We start from the raw sequence: 24,511 nt of genomic DNA on the forward strand, positions 1-24,511 counted from the left end.
AAACATATGTATAAGATTGCAGAACATATTTTATATGAGGATGACAAGCTGCTTGTCTGTGTAAAACCGGCAGGGATTGCAGTGCAGACGAAGCGTATGGGCGAGCAGGATATGGAGAGCCTGCTTCGGAATTATCTTGCTGCAAAAGGAGAGACTCCCTTTATTGGAATCATCCATCGCTTAGACCAGCCGGTGGAAGGCGTAATGGTCTTTGGAAAGACCAAAGAAGCCACAGCAGAGCTGAACCGGCAGATGCAGAAAAACGGTTTTGGAAAATATTATCTGACAGTGGTATATGGAAAAGCAGAACCGAAAGAAGGACAGCTTATTGACTTTCTTAAGAAGGATGGCAGAAGTAATACTTCTTCTGTCGTAAAACAGGGAACCGCAGATGCAAAGCGGGCGGCGTTAACCTATCGGGTGCTGGAATGTAGTACGCTTGATGATAGAGATAGCAGAGATGGAAAAGCTGCTTCAGGAGCGGGTACAGCGGATGGAACATCGGAAAAAACTGAAGCTGCGGAAGAAATCAGTCTTCTTGAAGTAAAATTAGAGACCGGGCGGCATCACCAGATCCGTGTGCAGATGTCGCATCATGGCTGGCCATTGGTGGGAGATAGAAAGTATGGAAGGAAGAATGAAAGTCTGCCGGGAATGAGGCAGATGCCACTGGCACTTTGTTCTTATCGGCTGGAATTTCTGCATCCCACTAGCAAAAAGAAGATGCAGTTTCAGATAACACCGGAAGGTCAGGCATTTCATTTATTTTCAGATTTATAATACATAAAAAAGTCCGGGATGCCACATACTGATGGTATGACTGGAAAAACAAGACAACTTATAAAAAAGATTATATATTTAGCAGGGATTACAGTTGCAGTATATTTGGGAATGCGTTTCGCACTGCCGATTGTAATTCCTTTTTTACTGGCAATCCTTATTGCAAGAACATTATGTAAACCAGTAGCTTTTCTGTCAGAGAAAACAAAGCTTCCCAAAGGAATTGTAAGTACGGCGGCAGTGCTGTTGCTGCTGGCAGTGATTTTTCTGCCGATGGGCTATCTTGTATACAAGGGAATCTGCGAACTTGCATCATTGATAACGAATTATCCGGAATTATTTGGAAAAGCAGATACGCTCTGGTGCAGTTGCTGTGAGCGGGTTGCGGAAATCACCGGCATGAAAGCAGAGACAATGGTGCAGTGGGGAAAAAACTGCGCGGCATATGTCAGCAGTCAGGCAGAAACGAAGCTGATTCCGGCAATGATGAATGGCTCGCTGGCATCTTTGCGGGGACTGGCAGCATTCTTTGGTATCTGCATTGTAACTGTTGTGGCGGCAGTATTGATACTCTGTGATTATGATAATCTGGTGCAGCGTTGGAGAAAAAGCAGCTTTTATTCCTGGGGTGGACGGATATTTCAAAATATGTGTCATGCCGGCGGAACGTATCTTAAAGCACAGTTTACTATTCTGGCACTGATTAGTGGCGTATGTATAGCAGGTCTGTTCCTTACCGGAAATTCTTATGCCATTCTGGTGGGAGTGCTGATTGGAGTAAGTGATGCACTGCCTTTTATTGGCACAGGACTTGTCTTTATTCCATGGCTGATTATCGATTTGTTTCGTGGAAAGTATTTTGCGGCAGTGATATATGGTATACTGTTTATATTGAGTACCTTTATCCGGGAATTTATGGAGCCAAGGCTTATGGGAAGAGGGCTGGGCGTGCATCCGCTGGCGGTTATCATCAGTATTTATGCAGGTCTGAAAATATATGGAACAGCCGGTGTTATTTTAGGTCCACTTTCCGGATTTTTAATCTGGGAAATTTATCGCAGTATCTGTGGAAGAGAGGAAAAAGAGATAACATGAAAATTGTGTGCATTTATGGACAGAATCATAAGGGTTCCACCTATCATATTGCAAAAATCCCATGGGATAATCCCATGGGATTTTTAAAAGTTACGTGGTTATTTGTTGCTTCTTCTCCAGATATGCATTTTCTCTGCATCTGCGATTAATTCATCACGGAAGTCCGGATGTGCGACAGAGATAATTGCTTCACATTTCTGCCAGGTAGAAAGTCCCTTTAAGTTGACTTTACCATATTCTGTTACCAGATAGTGGATGTTGGCACGGGTATCGGTTACGATAGATCCTGGATCTAAGGTAGGAAGGATACGGGATTTTAACTGACCATCCCGGGTTGTAAAGGTAGAAGAACAGCAGATGAAGCTCTTACCACCATTAGAAAGGTACGCACCCAGAACGAAGTCTAACTGTCCGCCGGCACCACTGATGTGTTTGATTCCAGCAGACTCTGCATTTACCTGACCGAAGAGGTCTACATTTACTGCATTGTTAATGGAAATAAAGTTATCCAGTGCGGAAATGGAACGGATATCATTGGTATAGCTTACCGGAGCACTCATAAGTTCCGGGTTTTCATCTAAGTAGTCATACATTTTCTGAGTTCCTGCACCGAAACCATAGGTCTGACGGAAACGGTCGATGTTTTTCTTGGAACCGTTGATTTTTCCTGCTCTTGCAATATCAACGAATGCATCAACGTACATTTCGGTATGTACACCTAAATCTTTCAAATCAGATTCTGCAATCATGGAACCAACAGCATTTGGCATTCCACCGATACCAAGCTGGAGACATGCACCATTTGGAATCTCATCTACGATTAATTTTGCAACTGCCTGATCGATTTCAGTAGCAGCTCCGCCACCACCTAATTCACCGATAGCCGGATTCTCGCCTTCTACGATGAAATCAACATCGGAAATATGGATGCTGTTTTCAAATCCGCCTAAGCAGCGAGGCATATTTTTATTTACTTCAACGATAATTTTCTTGGAAGTCTCGCAAACTGCCATCATATGAGAAGCGTTTGGTCCAAAGTTAAAATATCCATGTTTGTCCATTGGAGCAACCTGGAACATTGCTACATCATCCGGAGTAGCGGAGTCACGATAGTATCTTGGAAGCTCGGAATAACGGATTGGAGCGTAGTAAGAAAAACCGCGGTTGATATATTTACGCTCGATTCCGGACATATGCCAGGAGTTCCAGGTAAAGTGTTCGCCGGCATCTTCACGTTCGAAGACAGCTAACGGTTTTAACAGAATACCACCTCTTAAGTTGACATCCTTTAATTCATCCGTACGTTTTGCAAGGGCTTTATCCAGTGCATCCGGAGTTCCGGTACACCATCCATAATCTACCCAGTCACCGGATTTGATGACTTTGACAGCCTCATCTGCGGAGACTAATTTCTGTTTATATTCCTGTGTGTAATCCATGAAAAACCTCCTGTATATTTTGTTTGTTAAATTATTATCATAGTACCACTTCGTACATGATTATTCAAGTCGAAGGGACTAAGAATTATCGTCTGGGAGCTGCCATTGTCTGGCTGCATTTCTATATTCTTCCGCCTGGGCTGCATTCCCGGATTTTTCATAGCAGTCAGCCAGCCCGTTCAGCGGAATATTTCCACTGGTATGGACATCAAGAATGCTGGCAGTTTCAAAGGCTGCGTTGTAGTACCACACGGCTGCTTCATCATAATCTTCTGCGTCAAAAAAATAATTTCCCAATTCGCAGCAGATTTCTGCACAAGGGGTAGTAATCATATCCTTCAGTGCCAGCTTGAAAAATTCATTGACATTTCCGGTAATCCGGTAGCAGCGGCTTAAGATACAGCCGGCTTCCTTGCGGGCATCCCCAGAAGCGGTTTCATCCTTTAAGGTAGCAAGAAATACTTTTGCGGCGGCAATGAAATCTTCTTTCTCCCCGGTCATGAGGAGCTCTTTGGCATACATCCGCTGCAATTTTTCGGAAAGCCGTCCGTCCCGGTCAAATGCCAGTAAGAAGCCTTTGAAATCACGGCTGCTGTGCAGGGACTGCGGAAGATGCGTAATAGCAATATCACTGTCAAAGACAACCGGGTCTAAGCGAACCGTTTCGTGAATCGGGTCAATCCAGGTAAAGGTACGGAGTCTCCGGTAGAGCTTCGGACGGTATTCTTCTTTAAAGTTAAGCACCGTATTAAATTCATTTTTGGTCACATATTTCATCTGTACAATTTCGACCTCCGGAACCATGGCTTCTTTTAAAAGCCGGAACTGTTCCCGGTTCTCATCATCTAAGACTTCATCTGCATCTGCGGTATAAATGTATTCCATGGAAGCTTTGGAAAAAGCAAAATTTCTGGCATCTGCAAAGTCATCCTTCCAGATATAGTCATAGATTTTATCGGTATAGCGGGCAGCAATTTCCCTGGTGCGGTCGCAAGAGCCGGTATCCACGATAATGATTTCGTCCATCAGACCGGCGAGTGAATCCAGACAGCGGGAGAGAACCTGCTCCTCGTTTTTTACAATCATGCAAAGGCTTATTGTTATCATCAAATCATCTCCTTTCGCAAGCACCTATACAAACATATTTATTATCGCATATTTCAGGGAAAAAGTATATCAGTAGGGACAGAATTTATTTGACAGAGCCGGCACTGGTGTCTATGATGAAATGAGACAAGAACGAGAAGAAAAGAGAAAGCTTGAGAAAAGGATGAAAGAAATGGAAACAAAAGAAAAATTCATGCAGAAAACCATCGTAGTCTGGCTGGGAGCGCTGGTGTGCTGCCTGTTGTGGGGCAGTGCATTTCCGTGTATTAAAATCGGCTATCAGATGATGTACATTGCATCGGATGAGGTGGCGTCCCAGATTCTGTATGCCGGCTATCGGTTTACGCTGGCGGGAATTTTAACAATATTATTGGGAAGTATTGGAAACAGACGGTTTCTGCGTCCGACAAAGGGCTCCATTGGAAAAGTTTTTAAATTAAGCAGTCTGCAGACTGTGGGACAGTACCTGCTTTTCTATATCGGACTTGCGCACACCTCCGGGGTAAAAGCATCCATTATTGAAGCATTAAATGTATTCGTGGCAATTCTGGTGGCAAGCCTTTTATTCCATCAGGAAAAATTATCGGCGCGGAAAATAGCAGGCTGTATCATTGGATTTGCAGGCGTGGCACTGGTAAATATGGGAAGCAGCGGATTTGATTTTCATATGAGCGTGACCGGAGAAGGATTTATTTTCCTGTCAACGGTAGCGTATGCATTTTCTTCCGTGTTGTTAAAGTGGTATTCCAAATCCGAAAATCCTGTCATGCTGAGTGGATACCAGTTCCTGGTGGGTGGAATTATTATGGCATTGTGCGGCTTTGCAGCAGGTGGACGGGTGAGCGGATTTACGGCATCATCTTTTGGGCTGTTATTTTACATGGCATGCATTTCTGCCGTCGCATACACGCTGTGGGGCATTTTATTAAAATACAATCCGATTTCCCGTGTAGCGGTATTTGGATTTATGAACCCGGTGTTTGGTGTGATTCTTTCCGCATGGCTTCTGGGAGAAAAAGAGCAGGCAGCAGGCATCAAAAGTGTGATTGCCCTGATACTGGTATGCATTGGTATATTTGTGGTAAATTATAAGAAAGAGGTTACGAAGGAGGACTAACATGAGTGCAGTTGTAACATTGAAAAAAGGCGAAGGAAGAATGGTAAAATCCGGTGGCATGTGGATTTTCGATAATGAAATAGAAAGTGTCATGGGAACATTTGAAAACGGAGATCTGGTGCTGGTACACGATTTTGACGGATATCCGATGGGCATTGGATTTATCAACCGCAATTCCAAAATCCGGGTGCGCCTTTTCAGCAGAAAGGAAGATACAGTTATTGATGAAGCATTTTTCCGGACACGATTGCAGCAGGCATGGGAATACCGGAAAAAGACGGTAGACACCTCATCCTGTCGCGTGGTGTTTGGAGAGGCAGATTTCCTGCCGGGACTGGTTATTGATAAGTTTTCGGATGTGCTGGTAGTGCAGTCCTTAGCACTTGGCATCGACCGTTACAAAGAGCTTATTGTAAAGCTTTTAAAGGAAATTTTAGCAGAGGATGGCATTACAATCCGCGGTGTATATGAGCGGAGTGATGCAAAAGTCCGCAAGCAGGAAGGTATGGAGCTTAAGAAGGGGTTTATCGGAGAAGCATTTGATGCCAATGTGGAAATCGTAGAAAATGGTGTGCATTATATCGTAGATGTAAAGGATGGTCAGAAAACCGGATTTTTCTTAGATCAGAAATATAACCGTCTTGCCATTCAGAAATTATGTAAGGATGCAAGAGTGTTAGACTGCTTTACCCATACCGGCTCCTTTGCATTGAACGCCGGAATTGCCGGAGCAAAAGAAGTCACCGGAGTGGATGCTTCGGAACTTGCCGTACATCAGGCAGAAGAAAATGCAGCATTGAACGGTCTTTCCGGCACGGTAAAATTCCTGTGCAGGGATGTCTTTGAACTGCTGCCGGAATTAGAGGAAGCAGGCGAAAAATATGATGTGGTAATCTTAGACCCACCGGCATTTACCAAGTCCAGAAATTCTGTTAAAAATGCCATCAAGGGCTATCGTGAGATTAACCTTCGTGCCATGAAGCTTGTGAAAAATGGCGGATTTCTTGCGACCTGCTCCTGCTCCCATTTTATGACGTATGAGTTGTTTACCAAGACAATCGGACAGGCAGCCCACAGCGTCCACAAGCGTCTGCGTCAGGTGGAATTCCGCACCCAGGCACCGGATCATCCGATTCTCTGGGCGGCGGACGAATCCTATTATCTGAAGTTCTATGTGTTCCAGGTTGTGGATGAGATGTAAAATTTTTTGAAAGTGGCAGGTCCTAAGTGGATTGCCACTTTTTTGTGTGCAAAAACACATTGATTCGTACGGAAAAATGTAATATAGTACATTAAAAGACACGATGATATTTTGAAGAAGGGAGAGAGCACACATATGAAGCGTAAAATAACTGCTAAATTATATGAATGGAAAAATATGAAAAAAGGCAGAATGCCGTTACTTATTTATGGCGCAAGACAAGTTGGAAAAACGTTTGAAATGCGTGAATTTGGAGCATTATATTATAAAAATACTGTCTATGTAAATTTTGAAACGGACGAAAGAATTGGGAAGTATTTTGATACAGATATTCATGCAGATTATATCATCGCCATATTAGAAAAATATTATCAGGTAAAGATTGTACCGGAAAATACGCTCATTATTTTTGACGAGATACAGATGTGTGAAAGAGCATTAACCTCTTTAAAATATTTTTCAGAAGAGACACCGGAATACCATGTAATAGCTGCCGGAAGTCTGCTGGGTGTAGCAGTCAACTGTGAAAAATATTCATTTCCGGTAGGAAAAGTTCAGATGGTTACCATGTACCCGATGGATTTGGAAGAGGTATTGTGGGCTAAGGGAAAGCAGATGCTTTCGGATACCATACGGGAACATTATGAAAATAATCAGCCGTTAGATGAGATATTGCACGAGGAAGCTTTGCAGGAATTTTATCATTATTGCATCGTGGGAGGAATGCCGGTAGCAGTAAAGGCAGACCTTGCAAAAGACAGTCCATTGGAGCAGACGGAAATTCGTCAGATGCTGTTAAATTCTTATATTGCAGACATGATAAAATATGCAAATCAGACGGACACCGTGCGTATTTTTGAAGCATATGATTCCCTGCCGGCACAGTTGGCAAAAGATGCAAAAAAATTTCAATACAAGCTGATAAAATCAGGAGCACGGGCATCTCAATACGGAGATGCAATTGATTGGCTGATTCGGGCTGGAATTGTGAATAAATGCATGAAGTGCAGTCGGGGATTTTATCCGGTTGCGGCATATCAGGATGTAAGTGCATTCAAATTATATTACAGTGATATGGGTATTATGTCTGCAAGAATAGGAATGACGTTGGAAGCATTACAAAGCATGGAAACAGAGCATTTTCGTGGCATACTGACAGAAAACTATGTTGCAATTGCTTTGAAAACAAATGGTTATGATCTTCATTATTGGGAGTCTGATAATACGGCGGAAGTGGATTTCCTGATACAAAAAGAAAGTCACGTTATTCCGGTAGAGTGTAAGGCTGGTAACCATGTAAAAGCCAAAAGCATGATGGTTTATATGGAAAAATATAATCCTTCGTATGCAATCCGGATTTCAACAAGAAATTTTGGGATGGCAAAAGGAATAAAATCAGTTCCGCTATATAGTGTATTTTGCATCTAAAGTTTTAGTTGCCTTATCGTACAGCAACAGTAAGTTGCTTTTCTGAAACTGAATTTACCGGTATGATATGGATAAAGGAGGTAGCAACGATGGAGACAAAAAATATTATTCTGGAACTTCGTACACAAAGAGGAATGTCCCAGGATGAGCCGACGGAACATATACCTATAACGATATGGATGAATTAATTGACATATGCGTTAAAAACATGGTAAGCGATGATTTTACAGAGGAGCAGGCGCGCGCATATATGAAAGAAATGCTCCCAAAGTTAGATTATTGGAAAAGATATGATGAACTTAGCGACAATGGAGAGTTTGAGGAGTTTAAGAAACAGCTAATAAAGGAAATAAATGAACTTCACATAGACGGGATTCCTAAGGTTGAAAAATTAAATGCACTGGTAGGAAAATGGCGAAAATCCGGAATTACTTCTTTACAAAAGGAGATGATTGCAGTTTGACTGAAAAAATTAAATAGTGTGAAATGCTGAAGGAACGTCGGTACAGCCTGTATCGGCGTTTTTGTGTAATTGTAAGAAACTGCAAGTAGCAGGCTCGGCAGGTGCCATTATTTCGCATTTTATTTTAATTCATTTATGAAAATATTTCTGCAATAACCATAGAAAAAGGCTGCTAAATGCGTTAAACTAAAAAATAGTATAGTATTTGAAAAATAAGGAACGGTACAGGAAATGAGAAAGTCAGAAGAGAACAATAAATTTAGAAAAAAGGAAAATACAAAAAAGCAGTATGGTTCGAAATCGGAACGTCCGAAAAAACACATCTGCCCACCGGGAGAATGTGACCTTGCAAAAAAATGTGGCGGCTGCCAGTATCAGGGAATGGATTATGAAAAGCAGCTCAACAAGAAACATCGGGAAGTAAAAGAGCTTTTAGGCAGCTTTGGAAAAGTGGAGCCGGTTATCGGAATGCAGGAGCCATTTCATTATCGGAACAAGGTCAATGCTACATTTCAGCGGTTGAAAAACGGAACAGTGATTTCCGGGGCATATCAGCAGGGAACACATTCAGTGGTAAAGATTGATGAATGTCAGATTGAGGATAAGATTGCAGACAGCATCATTTATGATATTCGTGGAATGCTTCGCTCTTTTAAAATAAAAGTATATGACGAGGACAGCGGGTATGGATTGCTGCGCCATGTTCTGGTAAGAAGAGGTTTCCGTACCGGCGAAGTTATGGTTGTTCTGGTGCTGGCATCCCCAATTCTGCCGTCAAAAAACAATTTTGTAAAAGCACTTCGTGAAAAGCATCCGGAAGTTACAACGGTGGTGGTAAATGTGAATGACCGGCGCACCAGCGTTGTCTTAGGGGAGCGGAATATTACTATTTATGGAAAAGGATTTATCGAGGACGAGCTGTGCGGACTTCGTTTCCGCATTTCTCCATCCTCATTCTACCAGATAAATCCGGTGCAGACAGAAATCCTTTATGGCAAAGCTATCGAGTTTGCCGGACTGACCGGAAAAGAAAAGGTAATCGACGCGTATTGCGGCATTGGTACCATTGGCATGGCAGCAGCAGGAAAAGCCGGCTCTGTCATTGGTGTGGAAGTGAACCGTGATGCGGTGCGTGATGCCGTGACCAATGCGAAGCGCAATAACATGAAAAATATCACATTTTACAATGAGGACGCCGGAGAATTCATGGTCAAGATGGCAGCACAGGGCGAGACTACAGATGTGGTATTCATGGATCCGCCTCGTGCCGGAAGTGATGAGGTTTTCCTATCTTCACTGCTACAGCTTTCTCCAAAGCGTGTGGTCTATATTTCCTGCAATCCAGTCACCCAGGCACGGGACCTGAAGTATCTTATAAGCCATGGCTACCGGGTGGAGCGGTGCCAGCCGGTGGATATGTTCCCGTGGACGTATCATATAGAAGTTGTGTGTGTGCTTTCAAAACTTAAATCAGGACATCATATATCGACAGAAGTTAACTAGATGATATGAACATGATTTGTGCAGAGAAAAAAGCAATATATGAAGAGCAGATTTAACGTAATTATTAAAATAAATTTTAGTGAGAGGAAACTTTAAAATTTTGTGGGAGGGATGGAATTATGCCATTTGAAAAAGGTGGAAGAGCAGACAAACAAGGGAATAGATATGAGATAAACTGTATAATTTATGAACTTCTCAAAATTTTGAATGAAACAAATTATAGTGTTATTGTTGAAGCACTTGGTATAGATGAAGTTGGTACTGATATATTAGTAACGACTTTTGATGGAAAGAAAGAGCATCAACAATGTAAAGCACGGAATGCAAGTAAAGAGTATTGGGATATTTCGGATTTAAAAGGGAAAGGTATATTTTTTTCGTGGAAGACTCAGTTAAATAGGGATAACAATAGAAGAGTGTCATTAGTTAGTCCTATGACGTGTTCCTTTTTGTTTGATTTACATAATCGAGCATGCAATACTAGTGGTAATGCAGAAGATTTTTATGATATACAAATCATGAAAAGTAGTAAAGAATTTCGAAAATTCTACAAAAGTTTTTGCAAGGAAATGGATTTGAATAGTGAAAAAGAAGTTGATGTCTTAAAAAGTATTGATTATTTGAAGAGAATTTTTTATAAGCAGATATCAGAATACGAGTTAGAGGAACGTATAAGTCAGAATATACAATATTTGTTTAACAGTGAACAAAAATTAGTTTACAATGCATTACTTTCATTTGCTACAGCAGAGAATATATTAGGAAAAGAAATTACACAATCCCTATTAAGCGACTATTTTATAAAACAGGAAATTATTCTTCGACTAAAAGAGGGAGATAAAAGAATCGCACCGAGAATTGAGGAGATTAATCAAGAGTATAGGGAAAATTTCAGGGCATTGCAAGGTACTTTGATATATAGAGATGAATTTGATGATTGCATAAAATCTATTGAAAATGAAAAATCAACTATTATTTCTGGAGGTGCTGGTTCTGGAAAAAGTGGGTGTACAGAAGCAATTCTAAATTATTGCGAAGAAAGGAAAATTCCACATATTGCGATAAAACTTGATCAGAGAATACCTTATAAAAATTGTGAGATTTGGGGAAAAGGGTTAGGACTTCCCAGTTCAATTGCTCATTCTTTGCACTGCACTTCAAGAAATGAAAATGCAGTAATTATTTTAGATCAATTAGATGCTTTAAGATGGACACAGGCAAATTCTAGCGAAGCACTTGCAGTTTGTTTAGAGTTAATTAGACAGGTAGAATACTTAAATTATGAAAGAAAGAAAAAAATAATTATAATATTTGTCTGCAGAACATATGATCTTGAAAATGATAATAATATAAAATCTCTATTTAAAAAGAAGGAATCTTCAGAGAAGGTTTGGAAAATAATTAAAGTAGGTGATTTTAAAGAAGATGTTGTAAAAGATATTATTGGTAAAAACTATGAACAATTGTCATTTAAATTAAAAAGACTATTAAGAATACCAAGTAATCTTTATATCTGGCAACATTTGGAAAAAAAAGAAATTTATGGGGATGGTTTAACTACCAGTCATTTGATAGATAAATGGTTTGAGCAAATATGTAGAAAAAGTATAACCATGGGATTACAGCAAAGAACTATTACTGAAACGAAAATAAGAATTGTTGATGTTTTGGAGAAAACAGGACGTTTGTATGTTCCTAAACAAATACTGAATGTTGAAGAAGCTGGATTAGATTATCTGATATCATCAGAAATTGTTGTGATTCAAAATGATAGGGTGGGCTTTGTGCATCAATCGATTTTAGATTATTTTATGTCGCAAAGAATGATGGAAAAATATTTTCAGGTGCAAAAGCTGGAAAATATTATAGGCGAAAAATGCAGACAAACGCCCGGAAGACGATATCAGGTACAGATGTTTTTGCAGAATCTTTTGGAATATAATAGTGAAGACTTCATCATATTTGGTAAGGAAATGTTAATTTCAGATAACATAAGATATTATGTCAAATATGTTTTTTATGAGATTTTGGGACAAATTCAAGAACCAGATGATAATATTATTCAATTTATTATAGATAATTGTGAAAATGAGATTTATGGAAATTATTTGCTGAATAATGTTATTTTTACGAGAAAGCAATATATAACTATATTAAGAAATCAAGGTGTTTTAGAACGATGGTATTCGATGGAGGAGAAAAAAAGTATTGTTTTTAATTTGTTGACGAGTATTGCACCAAATTTAGATGTTGAGGATATTTCTTTTATTGAAAGACATGCTTTTAGTGATAAAAGTGATGATGAGCAGTTTATGCGATGTTTTCTTCATGATATAACACAGGAAAGTGATGAAATGTTTGAACTTCGGATGATGTTTTATGAACATTATCCGAAGTACGCAAAAGAAATTTATATAGATGTCAAAACAATGATGAATCAATTTGAAGGGAGAACGATACGGCTTATTTCATTTTTGCTGAAAAATAAAATTAAAAGTCAAGGGAGATATGTATATCGTTACGAGGAAGAATTAGTGGATTCAGATAATTCTTTTTTAGTGGATAACGGGGAATATATACTTAAAGAATTGCTTCAATATATACCAAAGGAGTGTGGGTATGAAGTAAAGTATGGCGATTGGTCAGGAGTACATATGTATAAAAGTAGTATTGAAAGGACTTGTGTGGAGTTAGTTAAAAAGGCGACCATAGCTTTGTGCTACAAATCTCCAGAGTATTTTTGGAAATGCTATGAACCATATATGGGGCAGGGGTATTATGTGTTTAATGAAATTATTCTAACAGGATTGACAGTTGTGTCTCCTGAATATAGTAATCGGATAATGCGTTATCTCTGCAGTGATATGGACAAAAATATTTTTGATTACACGAGTGGAGCAGAAGATGAATTAGGGCTTGTAAAAGAGGTTCTAAAAATTCATGGGAATAGTTGTGATAAAGAAGAATTATTAATGATAGAAAATGCAATTTGCCGATATATTTCTCCAAAGGCGTCTGAATGGTATAAAAGAAGAATTGAGCAGAATGAACGAAAAGAATGTCAACCTGTGTATTGGAGTTTTTGGGGAGATTTGCAGTATGAATTATTACGATATTTACCAGAAGAGAGAATTAGCAAAAAAGCAAAAGAATTATTGCGTATACTAGATAGGCGTTTTCATAAAGAACCGTTGTGCTATTATAATAAGAATGGACATGCGGGATGGAGAAAGTCTCCTGTTTCAGGTAAAAATATTAGTAAGGGTCAGTGGCTTCAAATTATTACAAACAACAAGTTGAAGAATCGAGATGGTCGTAGATGGATTGAAGTAGAAGGCGGATTTATTGAAAGTTCTTATGAAGCCTATGCAAGTGATTTTCAATTGGTGGTAGAACAACATCCACAGGAGATGATAGAACTTGTTTTAAAGAATAAGGAACGAGTGTTGCCTGCTTTTGTAGATTCGCTGTTTTTAGGAGTGGAAGTATCGGAAAAGTTGGATGAGGTTGATTCTGTAGTTATAGAGAGGTTATTGGTTGAATTTCCGTGTGACATGAAAAGTTATAGGGCTTTGTATTTTTGTAAGATAGTTGAAAAAATAAGTAATGTTAATTGGTCATCGGAGGTAATGGAACAATTAATGAATATTGCTTTGAGACATTGCAATCCAGAATTAGATAACCCAATGGTAACAAATTCAGAAGATAAAGAAATGAAGAGTTGCAATATGTTGCATAGCAATGCATTAAACTGTGCGAGAGGCAGTGCAGCAATGGTGATAGGACATTTGCTCTGGGAAGATCAGGAAGCGTTTTTACGATTTAAAGATGTTATTGAAGGATTGATGAAAGATGAAAATCCTGCAGTGCGTTTTGCTTCATTGTATGCTTTATGGCCATCTTATAATATTGATAGAGAATGGGCTGCGGAAAAGATATTGCATTTGTATGAGTCAGACATTCGAATGGCAAGTTTTTGTGATTCGAAAAATATGTTCTTTCTCGTATATCCCCAATATAAAGAAAGAGTTATTCGCATTATCGAGAAATGTTTTGACTCTGAAGATAAGCAACTTGTAGAGTTAGGAGGATATGCTGTCTGCGAATTTTATATACGACATAATGAATTTGAAGCAACTATAATGGCTGTTCAATCTAAAAGTGAAGAGCAAATCAAGGTTATATTAGATATGGCTGTAATTTATTTGAACGTCAATGATTATCGAAATAAAGCCCAAAATATAATACTTACTTATAAGAACGTTGATGCAGATGTAGAATTTCCATTAGCCAAAATGTTTTATGATAAGTATGTTGATGCCGAGCGTGATAAAGTGTTTTTGCAGGAATTTATGAAAACTAAAGTAAGTAGAAGGTTGGTAAGGGCATTTGTTCGTTATTTGGAGGAAAGTGCAGTTTTTGTCGTTGATTATGCAGATATTATAATACAGCTTTGCGAGAATGTTTTAAAGATGGAGATTAAAGAGTTGAGAAAACAATGGGGCATAGAAAATGAGCTTTCAAAGTTGATTATTTCTTTATATGATAAGACCGCTAATTCTAGTAGAATGACAGATAAACAGATCGCTGATAAGTGTTTAAACTTATGGGATATCATGTTTGAAAGACAACTTGGATCAGTAAGAGAAATTAGCAGACAATTGATGGAACGGTAAAGAGAGAGAGGGAGCCAAAGAAAATATAGAAATGCAGGTGATAAAGTTATGTTAAAGTTAAAAGAAGGATATCATGTCCCATTTCCGGAGAAACTTTCGGAAGGATATGAAATGGAAGAAAATAGTATCGTTGCAAATGTGGGAGTTGACAAATTAGAAGAGGTAATACAGCATTTTATTGCAATTAAGGATGAACCATTATTTTTTATTCTTGAATTGCAGGCTTCTGGTGAAAAGGAGTCACCAAAAGCTTCGGGAATTGTGACAGCACTTCATAAAGACATTTATTATATTGATGGATGTAGTGTTGATGCGGCACTTATATTATTTGAAAGAACAAAAGATTTGCTGTTAGCAGATGGAATGTGCCAATTTGGCTTTGGATGCCATGAATCACATGATGAAATAATGGTTGAGAAGTACAATGTTGTTTCTATATATAGTCAGGATATAAAAAAATATAATGATTTTTATGAACCACATAATATTAGAGAAGCAGAAAATTTCATTACAGCCTGGGATACATTTTCACTGGAACATCCGGGTTCATCGGAGAGGATAGAGAAAAATGGAAAAACAGTATACGATTTACCGGAATTGTTAAAAGAGTGGGGAATCTATTTAGCTGAAACTGTCGAAGAGTAGCAACTGAGAAATTTATGGCATGGTTAAAAAATGCTCCATTGACAATCACCCCACCCTGCCGTATACTAACCCTAGATTTAATTTTGAAGGGAGAGTGTCCAATGAGAAAATAATTGACTTTTGAGAGCATGAAGATTTTAACTGCGGTAATCGTACCGCTATTTCGTGTTGCCAAAAGTGGATTATGTTCTCATGACCACTCTTTTTTTGTTGCACTTAATTAGCATATTATAAGAAACTGCTGGTGACAGAACGTAACCACTATTTGGTGACAGATAGGAGGCTATATGTCACAGATTAGAGTAAATCATTTAACATTTGCATATGAGGGAAGCTTTGATAATATTTTCGAAAATGTTTCTTTCTCTATTGATACGGACTGGAAACTTGGATTTATCGGAAGAAATGGAAAAGGAAAATCCACGTTTTTAAATTTACTGATGGGAAAATATGAATATACCGGTTCTATTACTTCGAATGCCGTTTTTGATTATTTCCCATATGATATTTCAGAGGAAAAATGGGAATTTCCGGCGGCGGAATTTGTAGAAGAATTCAAGGCAAATCTTGAATTGTGGAGAGTTTATGCGGAGCTTTCGAAGCTGCAGGCAGATGCAGAAATCATGTATCGGCCATGGAAAACACTAAGCTTTGGAGAGCAGACCAAAGTTATGTTGGCAGTCCTGTTTTCGCAAGGAAATGATTTCCTGCTGATAGACGAACCCACCAATCATCTGGATGATGGGAGCCGGGAAATGGTAAAACAGTATCTTGCATCGAAAAAGGGCTTTATCCTTGTTTCCCATGACAGGGATTTACTGGATGCCTGCGTAGACCATGTGCTGGTGCTGAATCGCAGTACCATTGAGGTGCAGGCGGGCAACTTTTCCTCCTGGTGGGAAAATAAAGAGAAGAAAGACAATTTTGCAGTAGCGGAAAATGAAAAGCATAAAAAGGAAATAAGTAAGCTCAACGAAGCAGCAAAGAGAGTGCGCAACTGGTCGGAAAGGAGCGAGAACAGCAAAATCGGTTTTGACCCCATAAAGGAAAATGACCGGAGCATCAGCACCCGGGCATATATCGGTTCGAAAACCAAGAAAATGCAGGCAAGAGTAAAGCAGATGGAGCAGCGGATACAGACTGAGATTGCGGAAAAAGAGGGATTGCTGGTGGATTTAGAACAGCCCATTGATTTGAAACTGAATCCCCTGACACATCATAAAGAAGTACTGGTGTCGGCATATCAGTATGGTTTGCGGTATCAAGATGCCGATAAAATGCTGTTTGAAAACCAGACCTTTGAAATCAGAAACGGAGACCGTTTATTTATCAGTGGAAAAAATGGAAGCGGAAAGACCAGCCTGATAAAAGCAATTTTAGGAGAAAAAGAAAATTTTTTGGAACAGGGAGATTTAAGAATTGCGTCCGGAATAGAGATTTCTTATATCAATCAGGACACTTCGCATCTTAGAGGAACCGTGCACTCTTTTTGCATGGAGCACCAGTTAGAGGAAAGTCTGCTTTGCAGTATTTTGCGGCAGCTTGATATCGGACGGGAACAATTTGTCAAAAAGCTGGAAGAATATTCCGAAGGACAGAAGAAAAAGGTAGTGATTGCAGCCAGCCTTTTGAAACCGGCGCATTTGTATATCTGGGATGAACCGCTGAATTATATTGATGTTTTTTCAAGAATGCAGCTTGAAAATCTGATTCTTAAATATCAGCCAACTATGTTGGTGGTAGACCATGATGTGCGGTTTCGGGAGAAGATTGCAACGAAAACAGTCTGGTTGTAAAATGTAACTATAGTTTAGAAAAGAGGACCCCCATATGACCAAAGAGGAATGGTACCGGCAGCTTTTTGAACATTTATCAGCTTCTAAATTCAGAAGCAGCTTTCATTTAAAACAAAAAGATATTGCATATATAAAGGAAAAAGGACTGGATGTAATCCGGGAGCATGCCAGAGATTTTATTGCCAAAAGGGAGGCACCGGCAGTGATTCCGAACGATGGAAAGCAGACGCCCATGCGGGGACATCCGGTTTTTGTCGCCCAGCATGCAACGGCAACCTGCTGCCGGGAGTGTATTCGGAAGTGGCACAAGATACAGCCGGGGAAAGAACTGAGTCAGGTGCAGCAGGCTTATCTGGTGGATGTGATTATGACCTGAATAGAAAAAGAGTTGTCACATTATGATAGCCAAATGTGAAATTAAATGTTAAAATACCACAATAGGGTTATTACGAAGAGAGAAAGGTATTTTATAATGGTAGTTTCAATTATTGAAAAAGTGTATTCATTTTTATGGGGAGACTGGATTAAAATTCCGCTTCCGGGGGGAGGAAGTCTTGGCATTTCACTGCTGATTATTTTGTTAATTCCAACAGGAATTTATTTTACGATTCGGACAAAGTTTTTACAGATAAGACTGTTCCCGGATATGGTGCGGGCACTGGTAGCAAAGAAGGAGCATAAAGACAGTCTGTCAACTTTTCAGACGCTGATTGTGTCCACGGCAACCCGTGTGGGAATGGGAAATCTGGTAGGTGTAGTTGCAGCAGTGTCGGCAGGTGGAGCCGGAGCGGTATTCTGGATGTGGATTACAGCGCTGATTGGTTCTGCTACAGCGTTTATTGAAGCAACTCTGGCACAGCTGCATAAGGAAAAAGATCCGCTGTATGGCGGTTACCGCGGTGGTCCGGCATATTATATCCATCATTTTTTTGAAGAAAAGTCAGGAAAGAAGAAAAAACATGTGCTGGTGGCAGTGTTATTTGCCATATCCGGTCTGATTTGCTGGTGTGGAATCAGCCAGGTAATCAGTAATTCAGTGGTATCTTCTTTTGAAAATGCATTTCATATTCCACCCTTGTATACAACAATTGTGCTGGTGGCAGTTGCGGCAGTGATTGTATTGCGGAAAAATGCAACTGTAAAAGTACTGGATATGATAGTACCGATTATGGCAGTGTGCTATTTCTTTATTACATTATTTATTATTATCGTAAATTTCCGCAGTATTCCGGGCGTATTTGGCAGGATTTTTGAAGAGGCATTTGGTATCCGGCAGGTAGTATCCGGTGGATTTGGAGCAGTGCTTATGAATGGAGTTAAGAGAGGACTGTTTTCTAATGAAGCAGGTTCCGGTTCTGCACCTTGTGCAGCGGCAGCAGCGGAATGCGATAATCCGGTACGTGCGGGACTGACACAGGCATTGGGCGTATTTATCGATACGATTATCATTTGCAGTTGTACCGCTATGATTATGCTTATTGCACCGGAAAAGATAATTGCAGGAAAAGCTGGTATGGATTTGCTGCAGTCCACCATGCAGTATCATCTGGGCAGATTCGGAGTTATCTTTATTGCACTGACCTTATTTCTGTTCAGCTTTTCCACATTTCTTGGAATATTGTTTTATGCCAGAAGCAATGTGGCATATTTATTTGGAGATAAATGGATCTGGCAGACCCTTTATAAAGTCGTTGCACTGATTATGCTTTTTATCGGCGGAATTGCAACCTATACCTTCGTATGGGATTTAGGCGATGTGGGAATCGGACTGATGACGATATTTAATATCGGAATGCTGTATCTTATGGGGGGACAGGCATTGAAGGCACTGTCGGAGTATGAGAAAGAGAAAAAGACAGAAAAAGACAGTAATCAAAATCCGGCACCGGGAATTATCTTTTTAGAAAAAGAAAAGTAATAAAAAAGAAGTAGTTATCAAAACCGGTGATTCCATGTTATACTAGGGAGAAAACTACAAAAGGAGAAATTTATAGATATGGGTCGTGAATCATTTAAGTCCCGTCTGGGATTTATACTGGTAAGCGCAGGATGCGCAATCGGAATTGGAAATGTGTGGAGATTTCCGTATGTGGCAGGACAGAATGGCGGAGGAATCTTTGTACTGTTCTATCTTATATTCCTGATTGCCATGGGGCTTCCGGTACTGACAATGGAATTAGCAGTCGGAAGAGCCAGCAGAAAAAGTGCAGTTTTAGGATATAAGGCATTGGAGAAGCCAAAGAGTAAATGGCATATTCATGGCTGGGTGGCAATTTTCGGCTGTTATATGCTGATGATGTATTATACAACGGTTTCCGGCTGGATGGTAACTTATTTCTATAAGTTTGTAAAAGGTGAATTTACCCCAAGAATGGATGTCGAGCAGACCGGAGCTGTGTTCAGCAATCTTTTAGCAGATCCCAAACAGATGGCATTCTGGATGATACTGACTGTTGTGGTTGGATTCTTTGTATGCAGCCGCGGCTTGCAGAACGGATTGGAAAAAATCAGTAAAGTTATGATGAGTGCATTGCTGATACTGATTATTGTCCTTGCAGTACACAGCCTGACACTTTCCGGAGCCGGCGAGGGATTAAAGTTCTATCTGGTGCCAAATATGGACAGTGTCCGGGAAGTCGGTTTGAAAAATGTAATAACCTCTGCCATGAATCAGGCATTCTTTACTTTGAGCCTTGGCGTGGCAGCAATGGAAATTTTCGGAAGCTACATGGGCAAAGACCATACGCTGGCAGGAGAAGGAGTACGTATCTGTGCACTGGATACCTTTGTGGCAATTATGGCAGGATTGATTATTTTTCCGGCATGCTTCAGCTATGGCGTGGAAGTAGGTGTAGGACCAAGCCTTATCTTTGTGACACTGCCAAATGTCTTTGTAAATATGGCTGGCGGCAGAATCTGGGGCGCACTGTTCTTCCTGTTCATGACATTTGCAAGCTTTTCTACGGTAATTGCCGTATTTGAAAATATCATGTCCTTCTGCATGGATATGTTTGGCTGGAACCGCAACAAAGCGGCACTGGTAAATGGAATTATTATTCTTCTTGCCAGTCTGCCATGTGTTTTAGGATACAATGTGTGGAGCAATCTCCACCTGATTGGCGGAAGGGATGTGCTGGACAGCGAGGACTTTATCGTAAGTAACCTGCTGCTGCCAATCGGTTCTCTTGTTTACCTGCTGTTCTGTGTGACGAAGTGGGGCTGGGGATTTGATAATTACTTAGAGGAAGCAAATGCCGGAAAAGGCATAAAGATTGCAAGAAGATTAAAACCATATTTCCAGTTTATCCTTCCGATACTGATTCTGTTTATTTTGATTCAGGGATTATTATAAAAGCGGAAAAAGAGTGTAATTACAGGAAGTATATGCGATTGCACTTGCATGATTAGAAATAAAAGTGTGCATTTTGCCATGAATTTTAACAGAAAAAGTGAAAATCTGTTAAATGCAGTTGGTAGAGTGCACACTTTTATACTTTACAGGAAATTGCTTTCCTGTAAAGTATAAATGCTCCGCGAGGATGCACACTGCGGCGTATAAGGTAGATGTCGCAAGCGACCGCCGCAGGCGCGAGAATGTGCCAGGGCACATTCTTTATTCTCAAATTTTATTTTACCAGTGCTTCTGCATAATCCAGTGCATCCACAATATTGTGATGGAAATTTTCTTTTCCAACTAATCCAATAAAACCATCTTTTTCCATCACGCGCATTGGCTGCTCATTGACATGGGAGAATACCAGCGTGATATTTTTGCGTTTTGCACGGTTGGCAAGCTCATGGAGAGAACGCATTGCGCTGGCATCAATGGCAGGAACGCTACGCATACGGATGACAACAACCTTCGTATGATGGTTACTGTTGATATTAAGAATCTGGTCTGCTGCGGCGAAAAACATCGGACCGCAGATTTCAAAAACACTGATGGAATGCGGGATGTCACGCAGTTTTTCCGCTTCACCCGGTGTAATGTCAGGAGAATCTGTGTATTTCCATGCTTTGATATCAGCTGTTTCTGCCATACGTTTCATAAAGAGCAGAGCTGCTAATACAACACCGATTTCGATGGCAACCACAAGATCGAAAAATACCGTTAAGAAAAAGGTTGCAACCAGAACGATGATGTCACTCTTAGGTGCCATCTTACAAAGGCGGAAGAAAGAGGACCAGTCTGCCATGTTAGCGGCAACTACTAAAAGTACGGCAGCCAGTGTTGTCATAGGAATCAGTGCAGCCAGCGGCATCAGCACCAGAAGAATAATGGTTAAAGTGATGCAGTGGGTGATTCCGGCAATCGGAGTACGTCCACCGTTTCGGACATTGGCAGCAGTTCTGGCAATGGCTCCGGTGGCAGGAATTCCGCCGAAGAGACCGGAGAAAATATTTCCAAGCCCCTGTCCCACTAACTCAGCATTGGATTTATGGGTATCGCCAATCATACCATCGGAAACAACAGCAGACAGTAAGGACTCAATTCCAGCTAAGATTGCAATGGTAAATGCCGGGGACAACATTTCCTGTACCAGCTTCATGGAAAGGGATGGAACATGAAAACCTGGAAATGCAGAATTTAATTCCCCGTAAACACTTCCGATGGTATTGACCGGAAGCTTGGCAAAATAAACCACTGCTGTTGTTACGATAATCGCAATCAGAGACCCCGGAATCTTATCGGTAACCTTCGGCCAGAGCAGCATAATTGCAACAGCCGCAATGCCAATCAGGGTTGCAGTCAGGTTGATGGATCGGATATTTTTGGCATATACAATTACTTTATCTAAGAATTCAGAAGGAACAGAGGCAATATCCATACCGAAGAAATCCTTTAACTGTCCTACAAATAAAGTAACTGCGATTCCACAGGTAAATCCGGTGGTAATGGTATAGGGAATGTATTTAATCAGGGAGCCAAAACGGCAGATTCCCATAATCACTAAGATAATACCGGCAAGAATGGTAGCAACAATCAGACCGTTGGTTCCATACTCTGCAACGATGCCATAGATGATAACAACGAAAGCGGCAGTCGGACCGCCAATCTGTACACGGCTTCCGCCAAAGAATGAAATAAAAAATCCTGCGATAATTGCAGTATAAAGCCCCTGTTCCGGACCAACACCGGATGCAATCGCAAGGGCAATCGATAGTGGCAGAGCGATGATGGCAACAATGATACCGGAAATGATATCCTTCATCAGCTGCTCCTTCGTGTAGCCCTTTATGACATCAAAGAGCTTTGGACGTAGTTCGTTCATAATAAAATCTCCTCATTTGTTTCTTTGTTTATGGTGGAAGATGAAATTTCTGTTTTGTCAGGATATCTGCGCAGATATTCCAGAATACAGCGAAAACTTCACCTTCCCCCACTAAACACGCAATTCAAAAGTTTAGCACTCTTATAGTCTTATTTCAATGACAAAATCCAATTTTCAGCCATTTGGTCAACAAATTTGAAAAAAATAAAATTTTTTGGAAATTTTAAAACCTCATCCATTTTTCATCCGTCTAGTAAGTGAAAGGAGGAAGAGCAATGCATGAGATGGAAACTTTTATAACGATGGCAAAAGAGGATATCAAAAAACAGAAGTTTACATTGCAAAAGGTAAGAAGGCTGTTCTACAATATAATGAAAGGATTAAGACGAAAATGAACGAAAGAGGAGTAATTTATATGACATGGAAAGATGCGGTAGGTCTTGCAATGGAAGACCGGGAAGAAGGATATAATTTTCTGTATCAGCAGACTTATCAGAAGAGCTATTATGTGGCTTTAAAATATATGAAACAGGAGGAAGAGGCTGCAGATGTATTGCAGGATGCATATATCAAGGCATTTCAGAATCTGGACCAGCTTCAGGAACCGGATAAATTTCCGGGATGGTTTTCAAAAATCGTAGCCAGTAAGGCATTGGATGAGTTGCGGAAAAAGAAGGTAGTGCTGTTTTCGCAGATGCAGACAGAGGATTCCGAAGAAGTCAGCATGGAAGAACTTCTTGTGGATGAACGGGTGGAAAACAGACCGGAGCTGGCAATGGACAGAGAAGAAACCAGCCGTCTGGTGCAGGAAATGATAGCCGGTTTATCAGACGAGCAGAGAATGTGCGTGATGATGTTCTATATTGAGCAGATGTCGGTAAAGAACATTGCAGAAGTAACCGGTGTTTCGGAAAATACCGTAAAGAGCCGGTTAAAATACGGACGTAAGAATATCGAAGAAAAGGTATTGGAATTAGAAAGAAAAGGAACCAAACTTTATGGCATTACACCATTCCCATTCTTCTTATACTTCCTGCTTCGGGATACCTATTCAGCTGGTGTATTTCAGATCCCATTGCAGAATATTCTGCAGGCAGCAGGCATAGCTACCTTTCACGGAGCTGGAGTTGGAAATGGCGCAGGCGCAGGAAGTGGAACCGGTGTTGGAAGTGGTGCAGGAATGGGTACTGCAGCATCGGCAGCAGCTAAGACTTCATCCGTTGCAGTTGGAAAAATTATTGCCGGAGTGATTGCAGGAATTGTGGTTACAGCCGGTGTAACAACAGCAGTGGTAAGTCTTGCCAGCAGACAGCCGGAGAAACCGGTGGCTGCAGATACCATAGAAGAAAAAATAGAAGAACCGGTCGTAGAGATAGAAACCGAGACTGAGGCGGAAACAGAAACGGAAGCAGAAACAGAGACAGAAGCTGATGAGGACAAAATCTGGCAGGATGCTTATCTTGCATTTGCAGAGAGTCAGAATTCTGTTGATAATGGCTATGCAGTGATAGATGTTGCAACTTATGATATTCCACTTCTTATTGAACAGCCGGATGTATTTACGGCAGAAAGCAATAGCATAACATATTCTACAGATGGAGCAGGCTGTACCAATGAATATCTGTATGAAGTCAAGATTTATTACTATGACAAAACGACAGAGACCGTCCAGCCGGTGGACAATGCCATTAATGAAAATAGCAGCAATGGAGCATTGATATCTGGTTATATGGAGTTTGGATATTATTTATCTTATATCCCGGAGCGGCAGCTTCTGTTGGGAGATATCTTGGGAAGCGGAGACACCGCATTGGAATCCTATTCCTTTGATGCCTCAAGAGCGAGTCTTGTAGCAGAAGATACTTATTTGGGAACAGACAGAAATAATACCGGCCGAAAAAATATTGTTTATTACCGGACGGTAGAGAAGGCACTGGAAAACAGGGATGCTGTGAAGGATAAAACAGCAGAATATTATTAAAGAAAAA

The 24,511-nt window shown here is 40.3% G+C and carries 17 protein-coding genes; 14 read left to right on the forward strand and 3 right to left on the reverse strand.

Annotation, left to right across the window (positions count from 1 at the left end; all coding sequences use genetic code 11):
• Positions 1 to 6 precede the first annotated feature (6 nt).
• Together DXB39_RS07355 and DXB39_RS07360 are read left to right on the forward strand one after the other, a co-directional pair.
• The gene (locus DXB39_RS07355) at positions 7 to 780 is read left to right on the forward strand and encodes an RluA family pseudouridine synthase (protein WP_117698663.1); all 774 of its coding nucleotides are present in this window, start codon (positions 7 to 9) and stop codon (positions 778 to 780) included.
• 18 nt (positions 781 to 798) lie between these two features.
• Positions 799 to 1,875 carry an AI-2E family transporter gene (locus DXB39_RS07360; RefSeq protein ID WP_117698664.1) on the forward strand — a complete coding sequence of 359 codons (1,077 nt, stop codon included), beginning with the start codon at positions 799 to 801 and terminating at the stop codon, positions 1,873 to 1,875.
• A gap of 98 nt (positions 1,876 to 1,973) precedes the next feature.
• Here DXB39_RS07360 and DXB39_RS07365 read toward each other — a convergent pair whose 3' ends face one another.
• Positions 1,974 to 3,314 (reverse strand): butyryl-CoA:acetate CoA-transferase, encoded by a 1,341-nt coding sequence (locus tag DXB39_RS07365; RefSeq protein ID WP_117698665.1) that lies wholly within the window; start codon positions 3,312 to 3,314, stop codon positions 1,974 to 1,976.
• A 78-nt stretch (positions 3,315 to 3,392) separates the two neighbouring features.
• Positions 3,393 to 4,421 carry a glycosyltransferase family 2 protein gene (locus DXB39_RS07370; protein ID WP_117841355.1) on the reverse strand — a complete coding sequence of 343 codons (1,029 nt, stop codon included), beginning with the start codon at positions 4,419 to 4,421 and terminating at the stop codon, positions 3,393 to 3,395.
• Positions 4,422 to 4,584: 163 nt separating this feature from the next.
• On the opposite strand from DXB39_RS07370, the gene DXB39_RS07375 reads away from it, so the two are divergent.
• From DXB39_RS07375 to DXB39_RS07425, 11 genes are all read left to right on the forward strand, one after another.
• Positions 4,585 to 5,538: a DMT family transporter gene (locus DXB39_RS07375; protein ID WP_117841354.1), complete on the forward strand. Its 954-nt coding sequence runs from the start codon at positions 4,585 to 4,587 to the stop codon at positions 5,536 to 5,538.
• Position 5,539: 1 nt separating this feature from the next.
• Positions 5,540 to 6,739 (forward strand): class I SAM-dependent rRNA methyltransferase, encoded by a 1,200-nt coding sequence (locus tag DXB39_RS07380; RefSeq protein ID WP_117841353.1) that lies wholly within the window; start codon positions 5,540 to 5,542, stop codon positions 6,737 to 6,739.
• A 135-nt stretch (positions 6,740 to 6,874) separates the two neighbouring features.
• On the forward strand, positions 6,875 to 8,167 hold the full coding sequence (locus DXB39_RS07385) for an ATP-binding protein (RefSeq protein WP_117841352.1): 1,293 nt from the start codon (positions 6,875 to 6,877) through the stop codon (positions 8,165 to 8,167).
• A 175-nt stretch (positions 8,168 to 8,342) separates the two neighbouring features.
• Positions 8,343 to 8,630, forward strand: a complete 288-nt coding sequence (locus DXB39_RS07390) for a zinc ribbon domain-containing protein (RefSeq protein ID WP_278336362.1) — start codon at positions 8,343 to 8,345, stop codon at positions 8,628 to 8,630.
• A 231-nt stretch (positions 8,631 to 8,861) separates the two neighbouring features.
• A complete protein-coding gene (gene rlmD, locus DXB39_RS07395) occupies positions 8,862 to 10,133 on the forward strand; it encodes a 23S rRNA (uracil(1939)-C(5))-methyltransferase RlmD (protein ID WP_117841351.1) in 1,272 nt (423 codons plus the stop codon).
• Between the two features lie 119 nt (positions 10,134 to 10,252).
• Positions 10,253 to 14,809 carry a hypothetical protein gene (locus DXB39_RS07400; RefSeq protein WP_117841350.1) on the forward strand — a complete coding sequence of 1,519 codons (4,557 nt, stop codon included), beginning with the start codon at positions 10,253 to 10,255 and terminating at the stop codon, positions 14,807 to 14,809.
• Between the two features lie 48 nt (positions 14,810 to 14,857).
• On the forward strand, positions 14,858 to 15,454 hold the full coding sequence (locus tag DXB39_RS07405; RefSeq protein ID WP_117841349.1) for a hypothetical protein: 597 nt from the start codon (positions 14,858 to 14,860) through the stop codon (positions 15,452 to 15,454).
• Between the two features lie 287 nt (positions 15,455 to 15,741).
• Entirely contained in the window at positions 15,742 to 17,250 is a 1,509-nt protein-coding gene (gene abc-f / locus DXB39_RS07410) for a ribosomal protection-like ABC-F family protein (RefSeq protein WP_117841348.1), read from the forward strand.
• A gap of 34 nt (positions 17,251 to 17,284) precedes the next feature.
• Positions 17,285 to 17,626, forward strand: coding sequence for a DUF4186 domain-containing protein (locus DXB39_RS07415; RefSeq protein WP_117841347.1), 342 nt, complete (start codon positions 17,285 to 17,287; stop codon positions 17,624 to 17,626).
• Between the two features lie 96 nt (positions 17,627 to 17,722).
• Positions 17,723 to 19,168, forward strand: a complete 1,446-nt coding sequence (locus tag DXB39_RS07420) for an alanine/glycine:cation symporter family protein (protein ID WP_117841346.1) — start codon at positions 17,723 to 17,725, stop codon at positions 19,166 to 19,168.
• 78 nt (positions 19,169 to 19,246) lie between these two features.
• A complete protein-coding gene (locus DXB39_RS07425) occupies positions 19,247 to 20,602 on the forward strand; it encodes a sodium-dependent transporter (RefSeq protein WP_117841345.1) in 1,356 nt (451 codons plus the stop codon).
• A gap of 274 nt (positions 20,603 to 20,876) precedes the next feature.
• Here DXB39_RS07425 and DXB39_RS07430 read toward each other — a convergent pair whose 3' ends face one another.
• Complete coding sequence (locus DXB39_RS07430; RefSeq protein WP_117841344.1) at positions 20,877 to 22,523, reverse strand: SulP family inorganic anion transporter; 1,647 nt, start codon at positions 22,521 to 22,523, stop codon at positions 20,877 to 20,879.
• 415 nt (positions 22,524 to 22,938) lie between these two features.
• Here DXB39_RS07430 and DXB39_RS07435 point away from each other — a divergent pair, with 415 nt between their 5' ends.
• Positions 22,939 to 24,504, forward strand: a complete 1,566-nt coding sequence (locus tag DXB39_RS07435; protein ID WP_158565976.1) for an RNA polymerase sigma factor — start codon at positions 22,939 to 22,941, stop codon at positions 24,502 to 24,504.
• Positions 24,505 to 24,511: the final 7 nt, after the last annotated feature.

The sequence above is a fragment of the Roseburia sp. OM03-7AC genome, from assembly GCF_003462625.1.
Lineage (GTDB): Bacteria > Bacillota > Clostridia > Lachnospirales > Lachnospiraceae > Roseburia_C > Roseburia_C amylophila.